Source organism: Bradyrhizobium sp. SZCCHNR1002, assembly GCF_032381435.1.
Lineage (GTDB): Bacteria > Pseudomonadota > Alphaproteobacteria > Rhizobiales > Xanthobacteraceae > Bradyrhizobium > Bradyrhizobium aeschynomenes.
Window position 1 is genome coordinate 388,420 of the sequence record NZ_JAUHIS010000005.1, and the last position, 22,260, is coordinate 410,679.

The following is a 22,260-nucleotide window of genomic DNA, read 5'->3' on the forward strand; positions in this document are numbered from 1 at the left end:
TCCCCTCGACGTCATTCCGGGGCAAGGCCGCAGGCCTTGAACCCGGAATCCAGAGCTTGTCTTGCAGTTCTTCTTCATCATCTCGGGATTCCGAGTTCAATCGCCATGCGTGACCGCATGGACGATTGCCCCGGAATGACGGGATATTTGGTCTCACCATGTGATCAGCGGCGAGCGGCGCAGGAAAGTGTCGTCGCTCACCTGGTCCACGACGAAGCGCGCGACATCGGCGCGCGCGATCGTGCCGCCGTGGAAGCCTGCGAGATCCGTCAGCGCGCGCACTGCCCGACCACCCGGCTTGTCGTTGAGCATCGCGGGGCGCACGATCACCCAATCGAGCCCGCTGTCGCGGATGATCGCCTCCTGCCGGTCCTTGTCGGCGTAGACATTGCGAAGCAGCAGCGGCAGGATCAGGCGGTCGTAGACGAAGCCGCCATGTCCCTTGCTGTCGCCGGCGCCGATCCCGGTGATCGCGACCAGTCGCGCGACGCCCTCCGCCTTCATCGCTTCGACCAGCGCGCGCGTCGATGTCGAGAGCGTCGTGACCTCCTTGAACGGGCTGAGCGACGTGCCGAGCGAACTGATGACGGCATCCTGTCCCTTCAGCGCCTTGCGCAGCGTGGCTTCGTCGCGGGCGTCGCCCACGATCAGTTGCGCGCCTTGCAGATCACCGGCCTTTTCGGGCGAGCGCACCAGCGCGCTGACGTGATGGCCGCGCGCCAGCGCATCGCGGACGATCAGCCGTCCGGTGCCGCCGGTGGCGCCGAGCACGAGGATGTTGCGCCTGGTCTCGTTGTTGTCGTCGGTGGTCATAGTCGTCTCCTGTTCTGAATTGGACCCCCGCGTGGGCGGTCCGAAAGCTGAACTGGGAAATAGCGATCCACATTTGAGCCAACAGACGCTATTCTTGGACGGCTTGTCTCACTGGTGGAACGATGGATCTACTCGCGCTTGCCGATTTCACGCTCGTCGCCCGGCACGGCGGCTTCGGCCGGGCCGCGCGGGCCAGTGGGCGGCCGAAGGCGACGTTGTCGCGCCGGGTCGCCGAGCTCGAGGCAGCCCTGGACATCCGCCTGATCGAGCGCGGCGGACGCGCGCTGAAGCTGACCGAGGAGGGGCGGGCGCTGTACGAGCGCACCGGCGCGCTGCTGACCGAGCTCGACGAGACCGTCGGCGCGATCGCATCAGGCGGCCAGACGCCGCGCGGCCGCCTGCGCATCAGCGCACCGCTGCTGTTCTCGCAGATGGCGATGGGTAAGCTCGCCGCGACCTTTGCGCTGAGATACCCGGACGTGCGCCTAGACGTGACCACGGACGATCGGACTGTCGACATGGTCGAGGAGGGCTACGACCTGGTGATCCGGGTCAACCCCGCTCCCGACGACAGCCTGGTCGGGCGCATCTTCCTGCGCGACCGGATGGTCGTGGTCGCTCACCCCGCGCTTCCCCGGCCCGACGATGGAGCGCCCGTGCGCGCCATCGTTCGCAGCGGTGACCAGATCACGAGTTGGGTCGTGACGGGGCCGGCAGGACCGGCTCGGATCTCCGTCGAGCCGATCCTGCGGCTGACCTCGCTGATCATGGTGCGCGATGCCGTTCGCGCCGGTGTGGGCGCGGCGTGCCTGCCGTTGTCGCTCGCCAGCCACGATATCGCGGCCGGGCGTCTCGTGCATTGGGCCGATCTCGACGCGCCGCCGGTCGCGCTATGGACGCTGTATCCGTCGCGCCGGCTGTTGAGCGCCCGCGTGTCGGCGTTTCTCGATCACCTCAAGGATGCCTTCCCGACGGGAACGTCAGCCGAGCTCGCCGCCTATGTCGAAGGGTAGGAGGCCGAATTCGGCGTCATTCCGGGGCGAGGCCGCAGGCCTCGAGCCCGGAATCTCGAGGTGAAGTCCGAAGCTCGAGATTCCGGGTCTGCTCCTTCGGACCATCCCGGAATGACGGCCAAACAGCCTAGCCTTCAAGGCGCTCGCTGAACGTCGCCCGGAACGGATGGGCCGGATAGACGCCGACGATGCGCAGCTCGCGCGAGAAGAACTTCAGCTCCTCCAGCGCGAACGCGAGCCCCTTGTCCTCCGGATGGCCGTCGACATCGGCGTAGAATTGCGTGGCGAAGAAATTGCCGTCGACCATGTAGCTTTCGAGCTTGGTCATGTTGACGCCGTTGGTCGCGAAGCCGCCGAGCGCCTTATACAGCGCCGCCGGCAGGTTGCGGACGCGGAACACGAAGCTCGTCACCAGCGGGCCGGAGTTCTGCTCGGCCCATTGCGGCTCGCGCGCCAGCACGACGAAACGGGTGGTGTTGTGGGCCTCGTCCTCGATGTCCTCGGCCAGAATGTCGAGGCCATAGATGTCTGCGGCCAGGCGCGAGGCGATCGCGGCAACGCTCTTGTCGCCCCGCTGCGACACGTCGCGCGCGCTGCCGGCGGTGTCGCCGGCGACGATCGGGCGCACGCCGAGCTGGCGGATGATGCGGCGGCACTGGCCGAGCGCGTGGACGTGGCTCTCGACGGTCTTGATGTCGGCGAGCTTGGTGCCTTTGAGGGCCATCAGCTGGTGGCGGATCGGCAGGAACCACTCGCCGATGATGTACAGGCCGGAGCCCGGCAGCAGATGGTGGATGTCGGCGACGCGACCGGCCACCGAGTTCTCGATCGGGATCATGCCGAGATCGGCCTCGCCGGAGGAAATCGCGGCCAACGCGTCCTCGAAGGTCGGGCAGGGCATGGCCTCGGCGGTCGGATAGGCCTCGGAGATGGCGATGTGGGAATTGGCTCCCGGCTCGCCCTGGAATGCGATTTTCAAGATCTTGCTCATGAGGGGCCTTGTAGCAGCAGCTTAGGTCTGTGACAGCAGCCGGCGCGCGGTTTCGAGATCGGCCGGCGTGTCGACGCCGCGCGGGACGGCATCGACAACCATCACGTCGATGCGCATGCCGGCCTCCAGCGCGCGGAGCTGTTCCAGCTTCTCCTGCTGTTCCAGCGGCGACGGGGGCAGGCTGACGAAGCGCTCCAGCGCCGCGCGGCGGTAGGCGTAGAGGCCGATGTGGTGGTAGCGCGGTCCGTCGCCATGCGGCGCCGTGGCCCGGGTGAAGTACAGCGCGCGCATGCGCCGCCCGGACAGCGGCGAGCCGACGGCCTTGACCACGTTGGGGTTCAGGCTCTCTTCCTCGGTGTGGATTTCGGCCGCCAAGGTGGCGATGTCGACGGCGGGGTCCGCAAGCGGCGGCAGCACGTCACTGATGCTCTGGGGATCGATGGTCGGAAAGTCGCCCTGCAGGTTGACCACGATCTCGGCCTCACCGGCCGGGTCGAGCTTGCACATCGCCTCGTAGATGCGGTCGGATCCGGAGGGATGATCGGGCTTGGTCATGACCACCTCGCCGCCCGCAGCCGTCACGGCCGCGGCGATCTCCGGCGTATCGGTGGCCACGGCCACGCGGCCGATCGCCGCCTCCTGGGCACGGCGCAGCACCTGCACGATCATCGGCACGCCGGCGATGTCGAGCAGCGGCTTGCCGGGCAGGCGGGTCGAGGCCATGCGGGCCGGGATCAGCACGAGGATCTTGGAGCGGGTCATCCGGGGAACGATAGCTCGGAGCCGGTCGCAACAGCGCGTCCGGGACTTGATGGGGGACAGCAAAAACGGCCCGCTTATACGGGTTGCCAGAGCACGGGCAAACCGATATCTCACTTCTGCCGCAGGGGGAGGCGCGACGGCTCGATTCCGCTCGATGCCTTCACGAAATCCTGGGGCGATTCACGGCCGCGGCCCCGCGGCCTCCAAGCCATGAAATCCGCCCTCGGAGCCTGATTCCAAAATGGACTCCTTCGAACTTAACAAAATCCTCGGCGCCGTTCTGGCCGCCTGCCTGGTCGTGCTGGTGACGAGCTTTTCCGCCAGCGCGCTGTTCGCGCCGAAAATGCCGGAGAAGCCGGGCTTCGAGATCGCCGTGAAGGAAGCCGAGGGCGCGGCCAAGGGTAGCGCTGCGCCGGCTGCCGCCGAGCCGATCGAGAAGCTGCTGCAGACCGCGTCGGTCGAGAAGGGCGCTGCCGCCGCCAAGAAGTGCGCCGCCTGCCACACCTTCGACAAGGGCGGCAAGAATGGCGTCGGTCCCAACCTCTATGGCATCGTCGGCGACCACATCGGCGAAGGCCGCGGCTTCAATTTCTCCGCGGCGATCAAGGCCAAGGGCGGCACTTGGACGATCGATGCGCTGAACCAGTTCATCGCCAATCCCAAGGGCTACATCCCGGGCACCGCGATGGGCTTCGCCGGCATCCAGAAGGACTCGGAGCGTGCCGACGTGCTGGCCTATCTGAACTCGCTGGCCGACAGCCCGGCGCCGCTGCCGACCGCAGCCAAGTAACCCGCGACTTAATCTCGCATTGCACACGGCCGGGCTTCGCCCGGCCGTTTTGCTTATGGGGGAAGCGAATTTTGCCGCATTTGGGACCTTTGGTCGCATGCCGGTCGTTCACAACCCGGTATCATGAGGAAAAAGCAAGGTTATCCGTCGAAACCTTGCCGTATATTGGTCCCTGAATGGAACAGGTTCGGAAGGTCCGGAGCGCCCTGCTTCGGCCGGTGCAGCCTGTCCCGTCCGGATTGGGTTACGATCAAACGTTGGATCAGGAAGCATCGATGGCCGGCGCCGGCCAGGCGCTTTCGAGCGGTCTTATTCAGAGGAAGTCTCATTTGACGATTACCCGACGACAGCTCCTGCAGAGCAGCGTCATCGCTGCGATGACCCCGGCGCTCGGCACCGCCGCCAGCCTCGCGCCTCTCGATGCCGCGCAGGCGCAGACCGGCGAGCAACTGGTCTGGCGCCACGGCCTGTCGCTGTTCGGCGAGTTGAAATATCCGGCCGACTTCAAGCGGTTCGACTACGTCAATCCGGACGCGCCGAAGGGCGGCACCGCCCGGATGATCTCGCTCGGGACGTTCGACAACTTCAACATCGTCGTGATGTATGTGAAGGGCAACATCGCCGCGGCCGCGATGACCGTCTACGAGCCGCTGATGTCGCGGGCGCAGGACGAGGTCTCGACCGAGTACGGCCTGCTGGCCGAGGCGGCCGCCTATCCGGACGACTACTCCTGGGTGGTCTATCGCCTGCGCAAGGAGGCGCGCTGGCACGACGGCAAGCCGGTCACGCCCGAGGACGTCATCTTCTCGCTCGACGTGCTCAAGAAGAACAGCCCGTTCTACGGCTCCTACTACCGGCATGTCGTGAAGGCGGAGAAGATCGGCGACCAGGAGATCAAGTTCAGCTTCGACGGGCCGGGCAACCGCGAGCTGCCGCACATCGTCGGCGAATTGCTGGTGCTGCCGAAGCATTGGTGGGAGGGCACCGACGCGCAGGGCCGCAAGCGCGACGTCACGGCGACGAGCCTGGAGCCGCCGCTGGGATCGAGCCCCTATCGCATCAAGGAGTTCGTGCCCGGCCGCTCGATCAAGGTCGAGCGCGTCAAGGATTATTGGGGCGCCAACCTGCCGGTGCGGATCGGCCAGAACAATTTCGACGAGCTGCAGTTCGAGTATTTCCGCGACAATCTCGTCGCGCTCGAAGCCTTCAAGGCCGATCAGGCCGACTGGATCAACGAGAATTCGGCCAAGCAATGGGCGACGGCCTACGAGTTCCCGGCGATTGCCGACAAGCGGGTCATCAAGCACGAGTTTCCGATCCGCGATTCCGGCCGCATGCAGGCCTTTGTCTTCAACCTGCGCCGTCCGCAATTCCAGGACGCGCGGCTGCGGCGCGCCTTCAACTACGCCTTCGACTTCGAGGAGATGAACAAGCAGCTGTTCTTCGGCATCTACAAGCGGATCAACAGCTATTTCGAAGGCACCGAGCTCGCCAGCTCCGGCCTGCCGCAGGGCCTGGAGCTGCAGATCCTCGAAGGCATGCGCGACAAGGTTCCGCCGGAGGTGTTCACCACGGTCTACCAGAACCCGGTCGGCGGCAACCCCGAGAACGTCCGCGCCAATCTGCGCGAGGCCACCAAGCTGTTGAAGGAGGCCGGCTACGAGATCAAGGACCGCAAGCTGGTCGACCCGGCCGGCAAGCCGGTCGCGATCGAGCTGATGGTCCAGGACCCGTCGTCCGAGCGCATCGTGCTGTTCTACAAGCCGTCGCTGGAGCGGCTCGGCGTCACCGTCACGGTGCGCCAGGTCGACAACGTCCAGTATGAGCAGCGGGTGCGCACCTTCGACTACGACATGATCACCGATGTCTGGGGACAGTCGCTGTCGCCCGGCAACGAGCAGCGCGATTTCTGGGGCTCCAAGGCCGCGGACGAGCAGGGCTCGAAGAACACGGCCGGCATCAAGAACCCGGCAATCGACGAGCTGATCGAGAAGATCATCTTCGCCAGGGATCGCGCCACCTTGGAAGCGGCTACGCACGCGCTCGACCGGGTGCTGCTGTGGAATTTCTACGTCGTGCCGCAGTTCACCTATCCGTTCGCGCGCAGCGCGCGCTGGGACCGGTTCAGCCATTTCGAGCCGTTCCCGAAATATGCCAGCACCGGCTGGCCGTCGCTGTGGTGGTACGACGCCGACAAGGCTGCCAAGGTGAAGCGCTCTTGAGCAAGCTGTTCCATCTGTCACGCCGCGACGTGCTCGGGCTCGGGCTCGGCGCGGCAAGCGCCGTCGCCCTGCGCCCGGCCATGGCTGCGGAGTTCGGCGCCGAATCGCACGGCATGTCGGCGTTCGGCGATCTGAAGTATCCGGCCGACTTCCGGCAGTTCGACTACGTCAATCCGGACGCGCCGAAGGGCGGGCTGTTCTCGCTGATCCCATCGACCCGCGCCTACAACCAGTCCTACCAGACGTTCAACTCGTTCAATGCCTATGTCCTCAAGGGCGAGGGCGCGCAGGGCATGGACATGACGTTCGCATCGCTGATGGTGCGCGCGAGCGACGAGCCCGACGCAGTCTATGGCCTGGTCGCCAAGTCGGTCGCGATCTCCGCCGACAAGCTGACCTATCGCTTCACGCTACGGCCCGAAGCGCGCTTCCATGACGGCTCGAAGATCACCGCTCATGACGTTGCCTTCTCGCTCAATACGCTGAAGGAGAAGGGCCATCCGCTCATCATCGTGCAGCTGCGCGACTTCGTGAAGGCCGAGGCGCTCGATGACGCGACCGTCGTGGTGAGCTTCGTCGAGAAGCGCGCGCGCGACGTGCCGCTCTACGTCGTGACCCTGCCGATCTTCTCCAAGGCCTGGTACGCCAACCGCGCCTTCGACGAGAACCCGCTCGACGTTCCGCTCGGCTCCGGGCCGTACAAGGTCGGAAAATACGAGATCAACCGCTACGTCGAGTTCGAGCGCGTCAAGGACTGGTGGGCGGCCGACCTGCCGGTCAGCCGCGGCCTCTACAATTTCGACATCGTGCGCTACGAGTTCTATCGCGACCGCGACGTCGCCTTCGAGGGCTTCACCGCCAAGAGCTATCTGTATCGCGAGGAGTTCACCTCGCGCATCTGGGCGACGCGCTACGACTTCCCCGCGATCAAGGACGGCCGCGTCAAGCGCGAGCTGTTGCCGGACGAGACGCCGTCGGGCGGGCAGGGCTGGTTCATCAACACCCGCCGCAACAAGTTCTCAGATCCGCGCGTCCGCCAGGCGCTGACCTACGCCTTCGACTTCGAGTGGACCAACAAGACCATCATGTACGGCGCCTATGCGCGCACGGTGTCGCCGTTCCAGAACTCGGACATGGTCGCGGTCGGTCCGCCGTCGCCGGAGGAGCTGAAGCTGCTCGAGCCGTTCCGCGGCCAGGTGCCCGACGACGTGTTCGGCGAACCCTTCGTGCCGCCGGCCTCGGACGGCTCGGGCCAGGATCGCGCGTTGCTGCGCAAGGCCATGCAATTGCTGCAGCAGGCGGGACTGCCGGTGAAGGACGGCAAGCGGCTGCTGCCGTCGGGCGAGGTCTTCGCGATCGAGTTCCTGATCGACGAGGTCTCGTTCAAGCCGCATCACGGCACCCTGATCAAGAACCTGCAGACGCTCGGCATCGATGCCGATCTGCGCATCGTCGATGCCGTGCAGTATCGCGCGCGGGTCGAGGAATTCGACTTCGACATCACGGTGCAGCGGCTGTCGATGTCGCCGACGCCGGGCGACGGCCTCAGGGCCTATTTCACCTCGGACACCGCCAAGACCAAGGGCTCGTACAATCTGGCCGGGATCAGCAATCCCGCCATCGACGCGCTGGTGGCCAAGGCGATCGCCGCGGAGACCCGCACCGATCTGACGCTCGCCTGCCGGGCGCTCGACCGCGTGTTCCGCGCCGGACATTACTGGATTCCCCAGTGGTATCGGCAGACCCATCCGATCGCCTATTGGGATCAGTTCAGCCACCCGCCGAAGCCGCCGAAATATGCCTCGGGTGTCGGCGCCCCGGACATCTGGTGGTACGATGCCGCCAAGGCCGCAAAGCTGGAGCAGGCGAAGTAGTTCATGGCTGCCTATATCCTCCGCCGCATGCTTCTGATGCTCCCGACCCTGCTCGGGATCCTCTTCATCTCCTTCGTCGTGGTGCAGTTCGCGCCGGGCGGGCCGGTCGAGCGCGTCATCGCGCAGCTGACCGGCGCGGACACCGGCGGCACCTCGCGCATCTCCGGCGGCAGCGGCTCCGATTTCGGCGCGCGGCCGCCGGGGCAGGTCGGTGCGGGCGGCGACACCAACTCCAAATATCGCGGCGCGCAGGGGCTCGATCCGGCCTTCGTCAAGCAGCTCGAGAAGCAGTTCGGCTTCGACAAGCCGGCGCCGGAGCGCTTCGCGCTGATGGTCTGGAACTTCGCGCGCTTCGACTTCGGCAAGAGCTATTTCCGCGACACCAGCGTGCTGCAGCTGATCAAGGAGAAGCTGCCGGTGTCGATATCGCTCGGTCTGTGGATGACCCTGCTGACCTATCTGATCTCGATTCCGCTCGGCATCCGCAAGGCCGTTCAGGACGGCTCGCGCTTCGACGTCTGGACTTCGGCCGTGATCATCGTCGGCTACGCCATTCCCGGCTTCCTGTTCGCGATCCTGCTTATCATCCTGTTCGCCGGAGGCTCGTTCCTCAACATCTTCCCGCTGCGCGGGCTGACCTCCGACGGCTGGTCCGACTTCCCGTGGTACTGGAAGGTCATCGACTATTTCTGGCACCTCACATTGCCGCTGCTGTCCATGGCGCTCGGCGCCTTCGCGACGATGACGCTGCTGACGAAGAATTCGTTCCTCGACGAGATCCGCAAGCAATACGTCATGACCGCGCGTGCCAAGGGCTGCAGCGAGCGCCAGGTGCTGTACGGCCACGTATTCCGTAACGCCATGCTGATCGTGATCGCGGGCTTTCCGGGCACCTTCATCCACGCCTTCTTCTCGGGATCGCTGCTGATCGAGACCATCTTCTCGCTCGACGGCCTGGGCCTGCTCTCGTTCGAGAGCATTCTCAATCGTGACTATCCCGTCGTGTTCGGCAATCTCTTCATCTTTTCGCTGCTGGGTCTCGTGGTCAATCTGATCTCCGACCTCACCTACATGTGGATCGATCCGCGGATCGATTTCGAGGCGCGGGAGGTCTGATGACGCTCACAGCCACTCCCCCGGTCGAGACCACCACGCAGGCGCCGCTCGGCGAGGCCGTGCCGCCGACCCGGCATCGCTTCCGGCCGTCGCCGCTCAATCAGCGCCGCTGGCAGAACTTCAAGGCCAACCGCCGCGGCTACTGGTCGCTGTGGATCTTTCTGTTTCTGTTCATCGTCTCCCTGTTCGCCGAGCTGATCGCCAACGACCGGCCGTTCCTGATCAAGTTCGACGGCCATCTGTATTGGCCGGCCTTCGTCTCCTATCCGGAGACGGCGTTCGGCGGCGACTTCGAGACCGCGGCCGACTATCGCGATCCGTACTTGCAGAAGCTGATCGCCGACAAGGGCGGCACCGTGATCTGGCCGCTGATCCGCTATTCCTATGCCACCCACAATCTCGATCTGCCGACGCCGGCGCCGTCGCCGCCGACCTGGATGCTCAAGGAATCGCAGTGCAAGGCGGTGGTCGAGAAGAAGGGGCTCAAGAGCTGCCGCGATCTCGAATACAACTGGCTCGGCACCGATGATCAGGGCCGCGACGTGGTGGCGCGTCTGATCTACGGCTTCCGCATCTCCGTGCTGTTCGGCCTGTCGCTGACGTTCTTCTCCTCCATCATCGGCATCGCCGCCGGCGGCGTGCAGGGCTATTTCGGCGGCTGGGTCGATCTTCTGTTCCAGCGCTTCATCGAGATCTGGAACGCGATCCCCTATCTCTATCTGCTCCTGATCCTGTCGGCGGTGCTGGTGCCCGGCTTCTTCACGCTGCTCGGCATCATGCTGCTGTTCTCCTGGGTGTCGCTGGTCGGGCTGGTCCGTGCCGAATTCCTGCGCGGCCGCAATTTCGAATACATCCAGGCGGCGCGTGCGCTCGGCGTCTCCAACGTCGTCATCATGTGGCGGCATCTGTTGCCCAACGCGATGGTCGCGACCATGACCTTCCTGCCCTTCATCGTGTCGAGCTCGGTGATGACGCTCACCGCGCTCGACTTCCTCGGCTTCGGCCTTCCGCCCGGCTCGCCCTCGCTGGGCGAGATGCTGTCGCAGGCCAAGTCCAACGTGCAGGCGCCGTGGCTCGGCCTCACCGGCTTCTTCTCGGTCGCGATCATGCTGTCGCTGCTGATCTTCATCGGCGAGGCCGTGCGCGACGCGTTCGATCCGCGCAAGACGTTCAGGTGAGCGACATGGATGCGATCAGCCAGCCGCTGCTCTCGGTCAGGGATCTCTCGGTGGCCTTCCACCAGCAGGGCCGCGTGGTGACCGCGGTCGACCGTGTCTCGTTCGACATCAAGCGCGGTGAATGCATTGCGCTGGTCGGCGAGTCCGGCTCCGGCAAGTCGGTCAGCGCGCTGTCGGTGCTGAAGCTGCTGCCTTATCCTGTCGCCTCGCATCCCTCGGGCAGCATCCGCTTCAAGGGCCGCGATCTCCTGCCGCTGTCGGAAGGCGAGATGCGCGAGATCCGCGGCAGCGACATCTCGATCATCTTTCAGGAGCCGATGACCTCGCTCAATCCGCTGCACACGATCGAGCGGCAGATCGGCGAGATCCTGCAACTGCATCAGTCGATCTCGAACAGCGCCGCGCGCGCGCGCACCCTCGAGCTGCTCACCCAGGTCGGCATCCCCGAGCCGGAGACGCGGCTCGGCAGTTATCCGCACCAGCTCTCCGGCGGCCAGCGTCAGCGCGTGATGATCGCGATGGCGCTCGCCAACGAGCCGGACCTCCTGATCGCCGACGAGCCGACCACCGCGCTCGACGTCACCGTCCAGGCGCAGATCCTGGCGCTGCTCGCCGACATCCGCGCGCGGCTCGGCATGAGCCTGCTGTTCATCACCCATGATCTCGGCATCGTCCGCCGCATCGCCGACCGCGTCTGCGTCATGAACGGCGGCAAGATCGTCGAGCAGGGTCCGGTGGAGCAGGTGTTCACGTCGCCGTCCCATCCCTACACCAAGGCGCTGCTCGCGGCCGAGCCGAAGCCCGATCCGGCGCCGCCGCGGCCCGATGCGCCGGTGGTGATGCAGGCCAAGGATCTCAAGGTCTGGTTTCCGATCAAGCGCGGCCTGTTCCGCTCCACCGTCGGCCACATCAAGGCGGTCGACGGCGTCAGCATCGCCGTGCGCAAGGGCGAGACGCTCGGCGTCGTCGGTGAATCCGGCTCGGGCAAGACCACGCTCGGGCTGGCGCTGCTGCGGCTGATCTCCTCCGACGGTCCGATCGTGTTCCTCGGCAGCGAGATCCAGGGGCTGACCTTCAAGCAGGTCCGTCCGTTCCGCCGCGACATGCAGATCGTGTTTCAGGACCCGTTCGGCGCGCTCAGCCCGCGCATGTCGGTCGGCGACATCATCGCCGAAGGCTTGAGCGTGCATCAGCCTGATCTGTCGGAGGAGCAGTCCGAGGCGAAGGTCGTCAAGGCGCTCACCGATGTCGGCCTCGATCCGCAGACCCGCTTCCGCTATCCGCACGAATTTTCCGGCGGCCAGCGCCAGCGCATCTCGGTGGCGCGTGCGGTCGTGCTCGAGCCGAGCTTCGTCGTGCTCGACGAGCCGACCTCGGCGCTCGACATGTTGTTCCAGTCCCAGATGGTCGAGCTGCTGCGCGAGCTGCAGCGCAAGCGCGAACTGACCTACATGTTCATCTCGCACGATTTGCGCGTCGTCGCCGCCTTGGCCAGCCATCTCATCGTGATGCGCCACGGCAAGGTGGTGGAGGAGGGCCCCGCCGCGCAGCTGTTCAAGGCGCCGAAGACCGACTACACGCGGGCGCTGTTTGCGGCGGCGTTCCGCAACGAGACGGCGGGGAACGGGGCGGCGGCGAGCTAGACAGCGCTCGCCCGGAGCCGCTCTGCTGCGCTCTCATAAATGGCGCGCGTTGGTGCAGCAGCGATCACAGAGTTATGCGCGCAACGAGAAAGAGCCAGCGGCTCGAGCTAGAGCATGATGCGATGACGTGGAGACGCATCATGCTCTCATCGCCAACGTGCTGATAAGGACGACGGAAGGCACCGCGAATTCAGTCTCACCTTCCCCTGGAGGGCAGGGCTATCGCATATGGCCACTCTGAGTGTGTCCCGAAACTGTCTCCACATCGTCATGCCCGGGCTTGTCCCGGGCATCCACGTCGTTCTCAGCATGCCGGACGTCGTGGATGGCCGGGACGAGCCCGGCCATGACGACGCGGAGGGAGATAGGCGCAAAACATCGATCGCCATATGCGATGGCCCTCCCCTGGAGGGGGAGGGTCGATCGCACGCGAAGCGGGCGAGCGGGGTGGGGTGATCTCTCCGCGAAACCGGCGCAAGAGGAGAGATCACCCCACCCCGGCTCACATGACGCTGCGCTCTATGTGAGCCGACCCTCCCCCTCCAGGGGAGGGTGAGAGCGGGGCTGACCTCGAAGCTGCGCGCTGCGCGATCGAAAAGGTGCGTCATGTGGCCATGATGCGATTCCGAAAACGCACATCATGCTCTAGCGGCTGTGGGGAGCTCATCAGTCACGTCGTGATCAGTGCCGGCCGCCTCCACCCCCGCCTCTGCCGCCACCGCCAAACCCGCCTTGGCCGCCGAAGCCGCTGCCGCCGCCGGGGGGAGGACCACCTGGTGTACCGCCGAAGCCCGGCGGGCTCGAAGCGCCGCCTGAGCCGAAGCCGCCGGGTGAGCCCATGCCGCCCGGCGGGGACATGCCGCTGTCTCGGCCGAACCCGGGCGCACCCGGAGATCCCGGTCCCCTCGAATTGTTCGGTGCACCGGGTCCGCCCGGTGGGTTGCCGCCACCAGGGCCGCCCGGACCACCCGGCCCCTGCATCGGCCCCTGGCCACGTGGCGCCTGCGGACCCTGCACGGATTCGCCGGGGAAGCGGGTCACTGCCTGCACCGATTCGGCGCGCAGTCCGCCGGCACCGTCCGGAACGGCGTTGATCACGACGCGGGTCTCCCCCGCAGGCTGGAAGCGCGAATTGTCGCGCGCGACGTAGCCGGAGCCGAACCGCAGGTCGTTGCCGACGCGCTGGACATAGCCTTCGATCAAGAGCCGGCTGGCCCGCGCGAATTCCTTCAGATCGTCCGGCCTGATCTGCGCCACCTGCATCACGCCCCGGATAACGCGGCCTTCGGCCTGCACGCGCCGGCCGACCTGCGCCTGGTCGACGCCGGCGAGCCGCAGGCCGCCGATCGACAGGCCGCTGCGGTCGCGCACGACCACGCCGCTGATCCGGCTCGGCGCGCTGCTGCGCGGGTCGACGAGGCTGGCGACGATCACGCCGTCGCTGCGCCGCAGGCCGAACACCGCAACCTGGCTGCCGACCTTGCGCCAGCTCTGCTGGCCCGGCGAGATCACGGTCTGGCCGAGCACGGTGAGCTCGCCCGGCCTGACCGCCTCGATCGGCCCGGTCACCTCGCTGACGACGTCGATGCGCGCCGTGCTGAGGGTGCCGCCGGCGTCGCGCTGCGCCAGCACGCGGGCGAGCTGGCCGATCTTCAGCGCCTTCACGGACGCAGCTTCGCCATCGATCGCGACCGGCACGTTGGGCGCGTAGCTGACGCGCTCGCCATTGACGAAGATGCTGCCGAAGCGCTGGATCACGCCGACGATGCCGGTGCCGCCCATGCCCTGGTCCTGGCCGCCGGTGATCCCGGTGCCGCCGAGACCCTGGTCATTGCCCTTGCGGGTCTGTCCCCAGGCGAGCGCCGATGATCCGGCGAGCCAGAGGCCGGTGAGCACGGCCCTGCGCGAGAGCATCGGCGGCCGGCTCATGATTTGCCGTCCTCGCCGGGGGTGTCCTTCGGCTCCTCCAGATAGATGTAGACGCCGAAATTCCAGCGGGCGTCGCCGCCCTTGTCCTTGGCCAGCGCGCGGTTGGCCTCGCGGTTGGCGGTCTTCAGCGCCTCCATCGCCAGCTCGCGCGAGCGCGCTTCGAGGCGCCGCGCCAGCTTTGGTGACAGCCCGTCATAGTGGACGGCGCGCTCCATGAAGCGCGGCGTCGCCTCGGACACGTTGTCGGCGGCGGCTGCGATGTGATCATGGAGGTTGCGGCCGAGATAATACCATTTGCGGTCGTCGTCGCCGCGCGGCACGAAGCCGGTCTCCGCCAGCACGATGTTGTCGCCGGCATCGATGCTCACGAGCTTGCGGTCGAGCCATTCATCGAGCACCGCGCGTGGCCGCACGTCCTTGGTGATCGCGGCCACCAGCGCCTCGAAGGAGGGGGCATCGCCCTCGGCGGTGCGCGGCAGCGGCAGCGGCTCGCCCCTGGCGTCGGTGAACTCCGGCGCGGCGAGCCAGTGCGCGATGATGGCGCTGGTGCGCGACAAGGTCGCGGGCACCACATTCACCGGCGCGCCCGCGCCACGCAGCCGCGCCACCTCCTTGCGATGGATCCCCGTGAGCAGGCTGACGCGGCTGTCGGTCTGCGGCTTGCCGTCGAGCGCGAAGTCGTGCTCGGCGACGTTCACGAACAGCTCGCGCAGCAGCTGCGCCAGCGCCGGAAACGTCATCCCGCTGCGGATGCAGAGCCGCACGAGCGGACGCAGCAGCCGCGCCAGCGGCGCTTGCAACTGCGTCGCGGTCAGCGGCGACGGCGTCCGGGCGGTGGGATCCATGCCCAGATTTTAAGCGGAGCCACTGTGGGACACAATCCCACACATTTATTGACGTGTGAAAAATTCCCACGTAATGGAAGGGGCGTTCAACCCCCGGCTGGTGCCTCTGCCGTCATCGAAGGCGCGCTGCGGGGGCGATCCGGTCAGCGCTGGTCGCAACGGGAGTGCGGTATGCTCCAGGAGGCGTATGTCATGGACGTCGAGGGCGGCTCATCGCGTGTATCGGCGAGCGTCCGACCGTCGGATCCAGCCGCCGCTTCGTGGGTCGACTCTCCCGGCTATCTGCGACTGGCCGATACGCTGGTGGTGCTGACCGCGGTCGCGCTGCCGTGGTCGACGACGCTGACGGGGGCCTTGATGCTGGTCTGGCTTGCCGTGATCGTTCCGACCATCGATTGGGACGAGCTCATTCGCAGCCTGGCGCTGCCGGCCTGTGCCTTGCCGCTGGCGCTGTTCGTGCTGGCCGATGTCGGCGTGCTCTGGTCCGATGCCCCCTGGGAAGCCGGCTTGCAGGCGATCAATCCCGTATCGAAGCTGCTGCTGCTGCCGTTCCTGTTTCATCACTTCAGGCGCTCGGAGCGCGCGGCGTGGGTCTTCGTCGGCTTTCTCGCCTCGTCCGCCGTGCTCATGATGTCGTCGTGGACGATGGCCGATCTGTCCTCGACCAGGCTGCGCATCGGCTCTGCGGCCATTCCCGGCGAACCCACGCAAGGCCGAACGCTGCAATTCACGCTGTGCGCGCTGGGGCTTCTGGTGCCGGCGCTGCTCGCGCTGGTGCAACGCCGGCGGCTGATGGCGGCAACTTGGTTTGGACTCGGTCTCGCCTTCCTGGCGCACGATCTGTTCATCGTGCCTGCGCGCACCCTATGCCTGTATCTGCCGATCCTCCTGCTGGTGCTCGCGGGGCGCCATTTCAGCCGGCGCCTTGCGTCCATTCTCGTGCTGTCGGCGGCGCTCACCGGCGGCGTCGCCTGGGCGGCCGCGCCGTTTCTCGGCAAGCCGATCGCCGAGCTTGCCGCTCGGCATCGCGTCTATGTGAGTGGCGGGCCGGCGCAGGGACCCGGCGACTGGCCGCCTTCGGTCAGGGCGATCGGCGAGGCGCCGTTGTTCGGTCATGGCACGGGTTGGATCCGGAGGCCGTTCGAGCTCCAGCCCGACCGACAGGGGGCGCGCCAGACGGAGATCCGCCCGAGCGCCCCGGGCATGATGGTCGGCCTGCAATGGGGGCTTGCGGGACTGATCCTGCTTGCTGCGATGTGGATCAGCCATTTCAGGCTGTTTCGCAGCCCCGATTGGATGGCATGGGTCGGGCTGACGGTCGTCGTGCAGTCGGTCATCGGCTCGCTTCTGAGCATCAGCCTCCTCGACGTCAGCGAGGGATGGATCTACGTGCTCGGGGTCGGCGTTGCCGGCGGCGTCATGCTCGGCCGCGCCAATGCGCCGGATCGCGTCGATGGCCAACGATCCGGCGCCATTGACGGCGATCAGAGCGGTTGCCTCGATCCTCGATCGACCTGATCCCGCGCAGGCGTGCGCGCATCGTGCAGGATGAGCTGATTTGCCCGACGGGTTGAATTTCCGATAATCCGTCAAGTCGTTCAGAGAAAAAGAATTCACTTGCGCTGTCGGGCAAATCGGCCCCATTGATCGGGCGTCCCGTCCCACGAGAGGGGCGTACGCGTCGTCACGGATGTCGGGTGCGGGATGCGGTGGCCGTGAGGGTGGCGCTGGACGAGCGCCTGCTCCCGCGGACGACGAAGTCGTGTGGTCCTGGCGCCCCGATGCTGGCGTCAAGGTCGCTGGCCCGATGAGCTGCGCGGCCGACAGGGGCAAGAACGCCGGTCCCTGGGGAGATCACGTATAAGTCGTAAAGCCATCGCGCAGGGAAGGCCGGATGTTCGGCTCGTACCTGTGGCGACTACCGCGTGCTTTGTTGCACGCAACCACGGGTGCGGTCGGCACCCGGCCTTCCCTGCGCCCTCTCATTTCTGAGGGCGGATGAATGTCGCAGAGCTCGGGCCGGTGAGGTCGCGAGAGTGCGAACGCTCGTCCTCCATGCTGTTTGAGACGTGAATCGGACCCAACGCTCGCATCGGCGGGCAACGCGCCATTTCACGCGTAGTTTTAGCAATACTGGTGCTCTCGGCACGCTGCCCGTGACTGCGCCCTCGCCCCTTGTGGGAGAGGGCATGTTCGGCGGATCTACGTACTCGGTTGGGTGAGGGGTTTCTCTCCGCAATCTCGCTCGTAGATGCAGACCCCTCACCCAACCGAGCTTGCAGCTCTGTCCTACATGCCCTCTCCCACAAGGGGCGAGGGCGCAGTCGCTAGCTGTGCGACTCGCGGTACGACTTGGATGTCGACGTGATGAGTATCGCCATCGTCGTGCGAACAGAATAGTCGGCAGTAGGGTGGGCAAGGCGCTCGCTCGATGGCTGCTCCGGCCTCGCCTGTCGCGCGCTGTGCCCACCGTGCCGGCCGCGCGCGCATCTGCGATGGTGGGCACGTCACGATCGCCTCGCGATCGTGCCTTTGCCCACCCTACGATCTGAGCCGCTTGATTGCCAGCACCTCGCTCCCGCTCGCCTTGATGCGCGCGATGGCTTCCGCGATCGGCTCGAACTGAGTGGCCATGTGGAACGCGTTGGCGTGCACAAGCGTGTCGGCAGCGCTGATGATGGCGACGTGGCCCTTCCAGAAGATCAAGTCGCCGCGAGCTGACTTCTCATCATCAGCTAGCGCGCGGCCGAGCGATGCCAGCTGCATGTCGCTGTCGCGCGGGCATTCAAGCCCCGCAGCATTCAACGCCACCTGCACCAGCCCCGAGCAGTCGATGCCGAGGCTGCTCTTGCCGCCCCACAGATAGGGCGTTCCGACGAAGCGCTCGGCGACGGCGACATAGTCGGGCTCGACATGGTCGAGGCCAGCGACATGCTGCTTCGGCACGAACCAGCCTTCGGCCGCAACCACGAAGCTTGCATCCTCGTGTGTCACCGCGAGCGTGGACCCCATCAGCAACGTCTCGAGCGGCGGCAGTTTGATCGATGGTCCGGGGAAAGCGAAGGTCCGCAGCGCGATGATCCTGTGCGTCGGAGCGGCAGCGGACGCTGCCAGCGCAGCCTCCGGCAGCCAGCCGACATAGCTGTCGGCCGCGAGCTGGCCCCAAGCCCAGCCCTCGCCATTGCGGTCGTAGATCGTGACACGCTCGCCCTTCAGCGCCTGTGTCGCAAGCTCGGCGCTCGAAAACGGCTGCTGGCGCAGCGGCGCGATCGGATCGGTGACGACCAGCGTCTCGCCCTCGACGAAGCGCTCAGCGGTCACCTGTCCCTGGAGATGCCTGGCCGCGATGTCGCCGCGGGCAGGTGTGAGGCGGGGATCAGCCATAGCGCTCGCTCAGGAGCTTGTAGAGCGCGCGTGCCGCCTGGCACTCGCCGCCCTCGGGGCGGCCCGGCCTGGCCGACGGCGTCCAGGCGAAGATGTCGAGATGCAGCCAGCTCCTGGCATGCTCGACGAAGCGCTGCAGGAACAGCGCGCAGGTGATCGAGCCGGCGAAGCCGCCCGAGGGCGCGTTGTTGATGGTCGCGACCTTGGAGTCGAGCCATGAATCATAGGGCGCCCAGAGCGGCATCCGCCACAGCGGGTCGTTCTCGGCCGCGGCACAGCGCGCGACGTCGGCGGCGAGCGCATCGTCATTGGTGTAGAACGGCGGCAGCTCGGGGCCGAGCGCGACACGCGCCGCGCCGGTCAGCGTGCCCATGTCGATCAGCAGATCGGGCGTATCCTCGTCGGCCAGCGCCAGTGCGTCGGCGAGGATCAGCCGGCCCTCGGCGTCGGTGTTGCCGATCTCGACGGTGAGGCCCTTGCGCGAGGGAAACACGTCCATCGGACGGAAGGCATTGCCGGCGACGGCGTTCTCGACCGCGGGGATCAGCACGCGCAGCTGCAGCTTGAGCTTGGCATCCATCACCATCTGCGCAAGCGCCAGCACGTTGGCCGCGCCGCCCATGTCCTTCTTCATCAGCAGCATGCTGCTGGACGGCTTGAGGTCGAGCCCGCCGGTGTCGAAGCAGACGCCCTTGCCGACCAGCGTCACCTTGGGGTGTGATGGATCGCCCCACCGAAGCACGATCAGCCGCGGCGCCCGCGTCGAGGCGCGGCCGACGGCGTGAATGAGCGGATGGTTCTGGGCCAGCAGGTCGTCGCCGACGATGCTGCTGAAGCGGGCGCCGAAGCGGTCGGCGACCTGCTTCGCGGCGCTCTCCAGCTCCTCCGGTCCCATGTCGTTGGACGGCGTGTTGACGAGATCGCGCGCCAGCGCCGCCGCGTCGGCCAGACGGTTCAGCTCGGCGCCGTCGACGCCGTCGGGCGGAACGAGGCGGACCTCCGGCGTCTCGGCCTTGCGGTAGCGGCCGAAGCGGTAGCTGCCGAGTGCAAAGGCGAGCGCGGCGAGCCTGATATCATGCGGCGCGTTGGCGAAACGGTAGGTGCCCGCCGGCAGCTGGCCGGGCAGGGCGCCCGGGCGGAACAGGTCGCGGTGCTTGGCGTCGTCGTCCTCGAGGCCGAACAGCACCTGCGCGATGCGCCCCTCCGCATCGGGGAGGATGAGGCAGCTGCCGGGCTTGGCGCTGTAGCCATTGGCCTCGGCAAAGTTGCGCGCTTGCGCCGACAGGCCCTCTTTGATCCCCGGCCAGCTCGACTTCGTCACGAAGGTGATCGGGATGGCAGATGTCTCTGGGGCGGTCTCGTAGATCGACGGCATGCCTAATGGTTCCTTGACGGGCGCGCTGGCAGGCAGACTTCGCAGAGTTCGGCCGCCCCCGCAATCGCGCCGGCCGCATGGCCCGCAAGCCGACGCAGTGGCGACGGCGGCTGCCTTGCGCCATTAACCGGCTGTTAGCGTTAACAGTTTATTGCTGGCGCGTTCAATCCGCTCGTCCTTTCGAGTCCAGTGATCATGCGTCGACAGCCTCCCATCAGCCGGCTCCTCGCCTCGGCGGCGCTCGCCGCGCTCCTTGCTGCCGCTCTCGGCGGGTGCCAGACCGTGTCCGACGTCACGGGCTCGCTGGGCAGCCGTACCGCCGAGCCGCCGCCGGCGACGCCGCAGCGTGCGGCCGAGGTCTATGGCGAGCGCTATCGCGCCAACCCCAAGGATGCCGTCGCCGCGGTGGCCTACGGCCAGGCGCTGCGCAACAACGGCCAGCGCGAGCAGGCGGTCGCCGTGCTCGAGCAGGCGACGCTCGCCAACCCCGGCAACAAGGTGGTGCTCGCGGCGTACGGACGCGCGCTCGCCGACAACGGCAATTTCAAGCTGGCCTTCGACGTGCTGTCGCGCGCGCATTCGCCCGACAATCCCGACTGGAAGCTGCTGTCGGTGCAGGGCACCGCGCTCGACCAGATGGGCCGCCACGACGAGGCGCGGCGCTATTACGACAGCGCGCTGAAGATCGTTCCGGGCGAGCCCTCGGTGCTGTCCAATCTCGGCCTGTCCTACATGTTGACGCGGGAGCTGCCCAAGGCGGAGCAGGCTCTGCGCCAGGCCTACGGTTCGCAGCGCGCGGACGCGCGGGTGCGTCAGAACCTCGCGCTCGTCGTCGGCCTGCAGGGACGTTTCGCGGAAGCGGAGCAGATCGCGCGCGCCGATCTGCCGCCGGACGAGGCCGCGGCCAACGTCGCCTATCTGAAGCAGATGATCCAGGGCCAGCGCGACGGCCAGGGCAAGGGCAAGGCGCGGAACGCCGCGCCGATGGCCTCGCTCAGCCAGCCGGACTGACGATCGTCAGGCGCCCGCCAGCAGTCGCCGGCAGGTCTCGACGAACACGTCGGCGCCGGTGACGATATCAGCGTCGGACGTGTTCTCGGTCCAGTGATGGCTGATGCCGCCGATCGACGGCACGAACAGCATCCCCGCAGGCATGATGGTCGCCAGCACCTGCGCGTCATGCCCAGCGCCGCTCGGCATCCGCAGCGATCTGCCGCCGGCGAGTGCGCTGCTCGCAGCCTCGATCGCATCCTGGAATGCGCCGTCCATCATCGCCGGCGCTCCGGTGCGGATGCGTTCCACGGCGACCTGGCAGGGACCCGCCGCTGAGGCTTGCGACGCCAACTCGCGCAGCAACCCCTCGAGCCGGTCGATCACGGCGGGATTGTCGTCGCGGATCTGGAACAGCATCTCGGCCTGGCCCGGAATGATGCTCGGTGCGCCCGGATCGAGCGTGATCCGTCCCGTGGTCCACACCGTGCGCGGGCCGCAGGCGGCCGGAAAGCGCGCGTCGATCGCAACGCAGAATTTGGCGAGTGCGAGCCCGGCATCCTTGCGCACCGCCATCCGCGTCGTGCCGGCGTGGTTCTGTTCGCCGGTGAAGATGATGCGGTATTGCCAGATGCCGACGATCGAGGTGACGACGCCGACCTTGAGGTCGCTCTGCTCGAGCGTGTCGCCTTGCTCGATGTGAGCCTCGAGATAGCCGATGTGCCGGCCCCGCTCGGCCTGCAGGCGTGGTCGCCCCGCGAGGCCCATCTCGGCGAGCGCCTCGCGCATCGTGCGCGGGCTGCTGCGGTCGCGGGCGGCATCGATGTCGGCCTCGCTGACGTCGCCGACATAGGAGCGGCTGCCGAGGAAGGCGCCGAAATGGCCCTCCTCGTCGCACCAGGAGGCGACCTCGACGGCGCCTGCGATGGAGGGATCGGGATTGAGCACGCGGGCTGCTTCGAGCGCGTAGACCACGCCGAGCGGACCATCGAGCCAGCCAGCGTAGTTCTGGCTCTCCAGATGCGAGCCGGCCAGCAGCTTTGGACCCGGCCTGGTGCTGGTGCCGAGCACATTGCCGATGCCGTCGATCTCGGCCGTGAGCTGCGCGTCGGGGAGACGCGCGGCGAGCCAATCCAGCGACTGCCGGTGCGCCTCGGAAAAGGTCGGGCGGTGGACGCCGGTCTTGTAGGTGCCGAAGGCGCGCAGCGCGTTCAGGTCGGCGAGGACGCGGGCGCCATCGGCGCGGCGGAGAGTGTCGGACATCAGGCGGAGACCTCGATCATGCTCCGCCTAGCTTTCAAAGTGACGCCGCCTCCGCAAGCGATATTTCGCCGT

17 protein-coding genes are annotated in these 22,260 nt (G+C 66.9%); 9 read left to right on the forward strand and 8 right to left on the reverse strand.

Annotated features, from left to right (window positions below; genetic code table 11):
- Positions 1–153 precede the first annotated feature (153 nt).
- A complete protein-coding gene (locus QX108_RS24340) occupies positions 154–813 on the reverse strand; it encodes an SDR family oxidoreductase (RefSeq protein ID WP_315724319.1) in 660 nt (219 codons plus the stop codon).
- A gap of 122 nt (positions 814–935) precedes the next feature.
- On the opposite strand from QX108_RS24340, the gene QX108_RS24345 reads away from it, so the two are divergent.
- Positions 936–1,826: a LysR family transcriptional regulator gene (locus tag QX108_RS24345; RefSeq protein WP_315783414.1), complete on the forward strand. Its 891-nt coding sequence runs from the start codon at positions 936–938 to the stop codon at positions 1,824–1,826.
- Between the two features lie 127 nt (positions 1,827–1,953).
- Here QX108_RS24345 and QX108_RS24350 read toward each other — a convergent pair whose 3' ends face one another.
- On the reverse strand, positions 1,954–2,817 hold the full coding sequence (locus tag QX108_RS24350; RefSeq protein ID WP_315724324.1) for a prephenate dehydratase: 864 nt from the start codon (positions 2,815–2,817) through the stop codon (positions 1,954–1,956).
- A gap of 21 nt (positions 2,818–2,838) precedes the next feature.
- Positions 2,839–3,579, reverse strand: a complete 741-nt coding sequence (locus QX108_RS24355) for a 3-deoxy-manno-octulosonate cytidylyltransferase (RefSeq protein WP_172110105.1) — start codon at positions 3,577–3,579, stop codon at positions 2,839–2,841.
- Between the two features lie 241 nt (positions 3,580–3,820).
- Between QX108_RS24355 and QX108_RS24360 the strand changes: the two genes are divergently transcribed.
- The 6 genes from QX108_RS24360 (at position 3,821) to QX108_RS24385 (ending at position 12,402) form a co-directional block, all read left to right on the forward strand.
- Positions 3,821–4,369, forward strand: coding sequence for a c-type cytochrome (locus QX108_RS24360; RefSeq protein WP_315783417.1), 549 nt, complete (start codon positions 3,821–3,823; stop codon positions 4,367–4,369).
- A 377-nt stretch (positions 4,370–4,746) separates the two neighbouring features.
- Positions 4,747–6,591: an extracellular solute-binding protein gene (locus QX108_RS24365; protein ID WP_315783573.1), complete on the forward strand. Its 1,845-nt coding sequence runs from the start codon at positions 4,747–4,749 to the stop codon at positions 6,589–6,591.
- 5 nt (positions 6,592–6,596) lie between these two features.
- Positions 6,597–8,465, forward strand: coding sequence for an extracellular solute-binding protein (locus QX108_RS24370; protein ID WP_315783575.1), 1,869 nt, complete (start codon positions 6,597–6,599; stop codon positions 8,463–8,465).
- Between the two features lie 3 nt (positions 8,466–8,468).
- Positions 8,469–9,581 (forward strand): microcin C ABC transporter permease YejB, encoded by a 1,113-nt coding sequence (locus QX108_RS24375; protein WP_315724329.1) that lies wholly within the window; start codon positions 8,469–8,471, stop codon positions 9,579–9,581.
- Positions 9,581–10,759: an ABC transporter permease gene (locus tag QX108_RS24380; protein WP_172184063.1), complete on the forward strand. Its 1,179-nt coding sequence runs from the start codon at positions 9,581–9,583 to the stop codon at positions 10,757–10,759. Before QX108_RS24375 ends, QX108_RS24380 begins: the two co-directional genes overlap by 1 nt.
- Before the next feature lie 5 nt (positions 10,760–10,764).
- The gene (locus tag QX108_RS24385; RefSeq protein WP_172133736.1) at positions 10,765–12,402 is read left to right on the forward strand and encodes an ABC transporter ATP-binding protein; all 1,638 of its coding nucleotides are present in this window, start codon (positions 10,765–10,767) and stop codon (positions 12,400–12,402) included.
- A 681-nt stretch (positions 12,403–13,083) separates the two neighbouring features.
- Here the strand turns inward: QX108_RS24385 and QX108_RS24390 are convergent.
- Positions 13,084–14,331 (reverse strand): DUF5666 domain-containing protein, encoded by a 1,248-nt coding sequence (locus QX108_RS24390; RefSeq protein WP_315783419.1) that lies wholly within the window; start codon positions 14,329–14,331, stop codon positions 13,084–13,086.
- Complete coding sequence (locus QX108_RS24395; RefSeq protein WP_315783421.1) at positions 14,328–15,176, reverse strand: DUF6502 family protein; 849 nt, start codon at positions 15,174–15,176, stop codon at positions 14,328–14,330. The genes QX108_RS24390 and QX108_RS24395 overlap by 4 nt, the downstream gene beginning before the upstream one ends.
- Positions 15,177–15,347: 171 nt before the next feature.
- Between QX108_RS24395 and QX108_RS24400 the strand changes: the two genes are divergently transcribed.
- Positions 15,348–16,694 carry an O-antigen ligase domain-containing protein gene (locus QX108_RS24400; protein ID WP_315783423.1) on the forward strand — a complete coding sequence of 449 codons (1,347 nt, stop codon included), beginning with the start codon at positions 15,348–15,350 and terminating at the stop codon, positions 16,692–16,694.
- A 1,023-nt stretch (positions 16,695–17,717) separates the two neighbouring features.
- On the opposite strand, the gene QX108_RS24405 is transcribed toward QX108_RS24400, so the two are convergent.
- Both QX108_RS24405 and QX108_RS24410 read right to left on the reverse strand, forming a co-directional pair.
- Positions 17,718–18,560 carry an NlpC/P60 family protein gene (locus QX108_RS24405; protein WP_315783424.1) on the reverse strand — a complete coding sequence of 281 codons (843 nt, stop codon included), beginning with the start codon at positions 18,558–18,560 and terminating at the stop codon, positions 17,718–17,720.
- Positions 18,553–19,935 carry a leucyl aminopeptidase family protein gene (locus QX108_RS24410; RefSeq protein WP_315783425.1) on the reverse strand — a complete coding sequence of 461 codons (1,383 nt, stop codon included), beginning with the start codon at positions 19,933–19,935 and terminating at the stop codon, positions 18,553–18,555. Before QX108_RS24410 ends, QX108_RS24405 begins: the two co-directional genes overlap by 8 nt.
- Before the next feature lie 195 nt (positions 19,936–20,130).
- Here QX108_RS24410 and QX108_RS24415 point away from each other — a divergent pair, with 195 nt between their 5' ends.
- Positions 20,131–20,946 (forward strand): tetratricopeptide repeat protein, encoded by an 816-nt coding sequence (locus tag QX108_RS24415; protein WP_315783427.1) that lies wholly within the window; start codon positions 20,131–20,133, stop codon positions 20,944–20,946.
- A gap of 6 nt (positions 20,947–20,952) precedes the next feature.
- On the opposite strand, the gene QX108_RS24420 is transcribed toward QX108_RS24415, so the two are convergent.
- Positions 20,953–22,188: a Zn-dependent hydrolase gene (locus QX108_RS24420; RefSeq protein ID WP_315783429.1), complete on the reverse strand. Its 1,236-nt coding sequence runs from the start codon at positions 22,186–22,188 to the stop codon at positions 20,953–20,955.
- Positions 22,189–22,260 lie beyond the last annotated feature (72 nt).

Bases quoted from the DNA above. Each gene is read 5' to 3' on its own strand.
- QX108_RS24350 (WP_315724324.1), bottom strand. From the start codon at position 2,817: ATGAGCAAGATCTTGAAAATCGCATTCCAGGGCGAGCCGGGAGCCAAT.
- QX108_RS24390 (WP_315783419.1), bottom strand. From the start codon at position 14,331: ATGAGCCGGCCGCCGATGCTCTCGCGCAGGGCCGTGCTCACCGGCCTC.
- QX108_RS24340 (WP_315724319.1), bottom strand. From the start codon at position 813: ATGACCACCGACGACAACAACGAGACCAGGCGCAACATCCTCGTGCTC.
- QX108_RS24385 (WP_172133736.1), top strand. From the start codon at position 10,765: ATGGATGCGATCAGCCAGCCGCTGCTCTCGGTCAGGGATCTCTCGGTG.
- QX108_RS24365 (WP_315783573.1), top strand. From the start codon at position 4,747: ATGACCCCGGCGCTCGGCACCGCCGCCAGCCTCGCGCCTCTCGATGCC.
- QX108_RS24355 (WP_172110105.1), bottom strand. From the start codon at position 3,579: ATGACCCGCTCCAAGATCCTCGTGCTGATCCCGGCCCGCATGGCCTCG.
- QX108_RS24400 (WP_315783423.1), top strand. From the start codon at position 15,348: ATGCTCCAGGAGGCGTATGTCATGGACGTCGAGGGCGGCTCATCGCGT.
- QX108_RS24345 (WP_315783414.1), top strand. From the start codon at position 936: ATGGATCTACTCGCGCTTGCCGATTTCACGCTCGTCGCCCGGCACGGC.
- QX108_RS24395 (WP_315783421.1), bottom strand. From the start codon at position 15,176: ATGGATCCCACCGCCCGGACGCCGTCGCCGCTGACCGCGACGCAGTTG.
- QX108_RS24375 (WP_315724329.1), top strand. From the start codon at position 8,469: ATGGCTGCCTATATCCTCCGCCGCATGCTTCTGATGCTCCCGACCCTG.
- QX108_RS24405 (WP_315783424.1), bottom strand. From the start codon at position 18,560: ATGGCTGATCCCCGCCTCACACCTGCCCGCGGCGACATCGCGGCCAGG.
- QX108_RS24380 (WP_172184063.1), top strand. From the start codon at position 9,581: ATGACGCTCACAGCCACTCCCCCGGTCGAGACCACCACGCAGGCGCCG.
- QX108_RS24410 (WP_315783425.1), bottom strand. From the start codon at position 19,935: ATGCCGTCGATCTACGAGACCGCCCCAGAGACATCTGCCATCCCGATC.
- QX108_RS24360 (WP_315783417.1), top strand. From the start codon at position 3,821: ATGGACTCCTTCGAACTTAACAAAATCCTCGGCGCCGTTCTGGCCGCC.
- QX108_RS24420 (WP_315783429.1), bottom strand. From the start codon at position 22,188: ATGTCCGACACTCTCCGCCGCGCCGATGGCGCCCGCGTCCTCGCCGAC.
- QX108_RS24415 (WP_315783427.1), top strand. From the start codon at position 20,131: ATGCGTCGACAGCCTCCCATCAGCCGGCTCCTCGCCTCGGCGGCGCTC.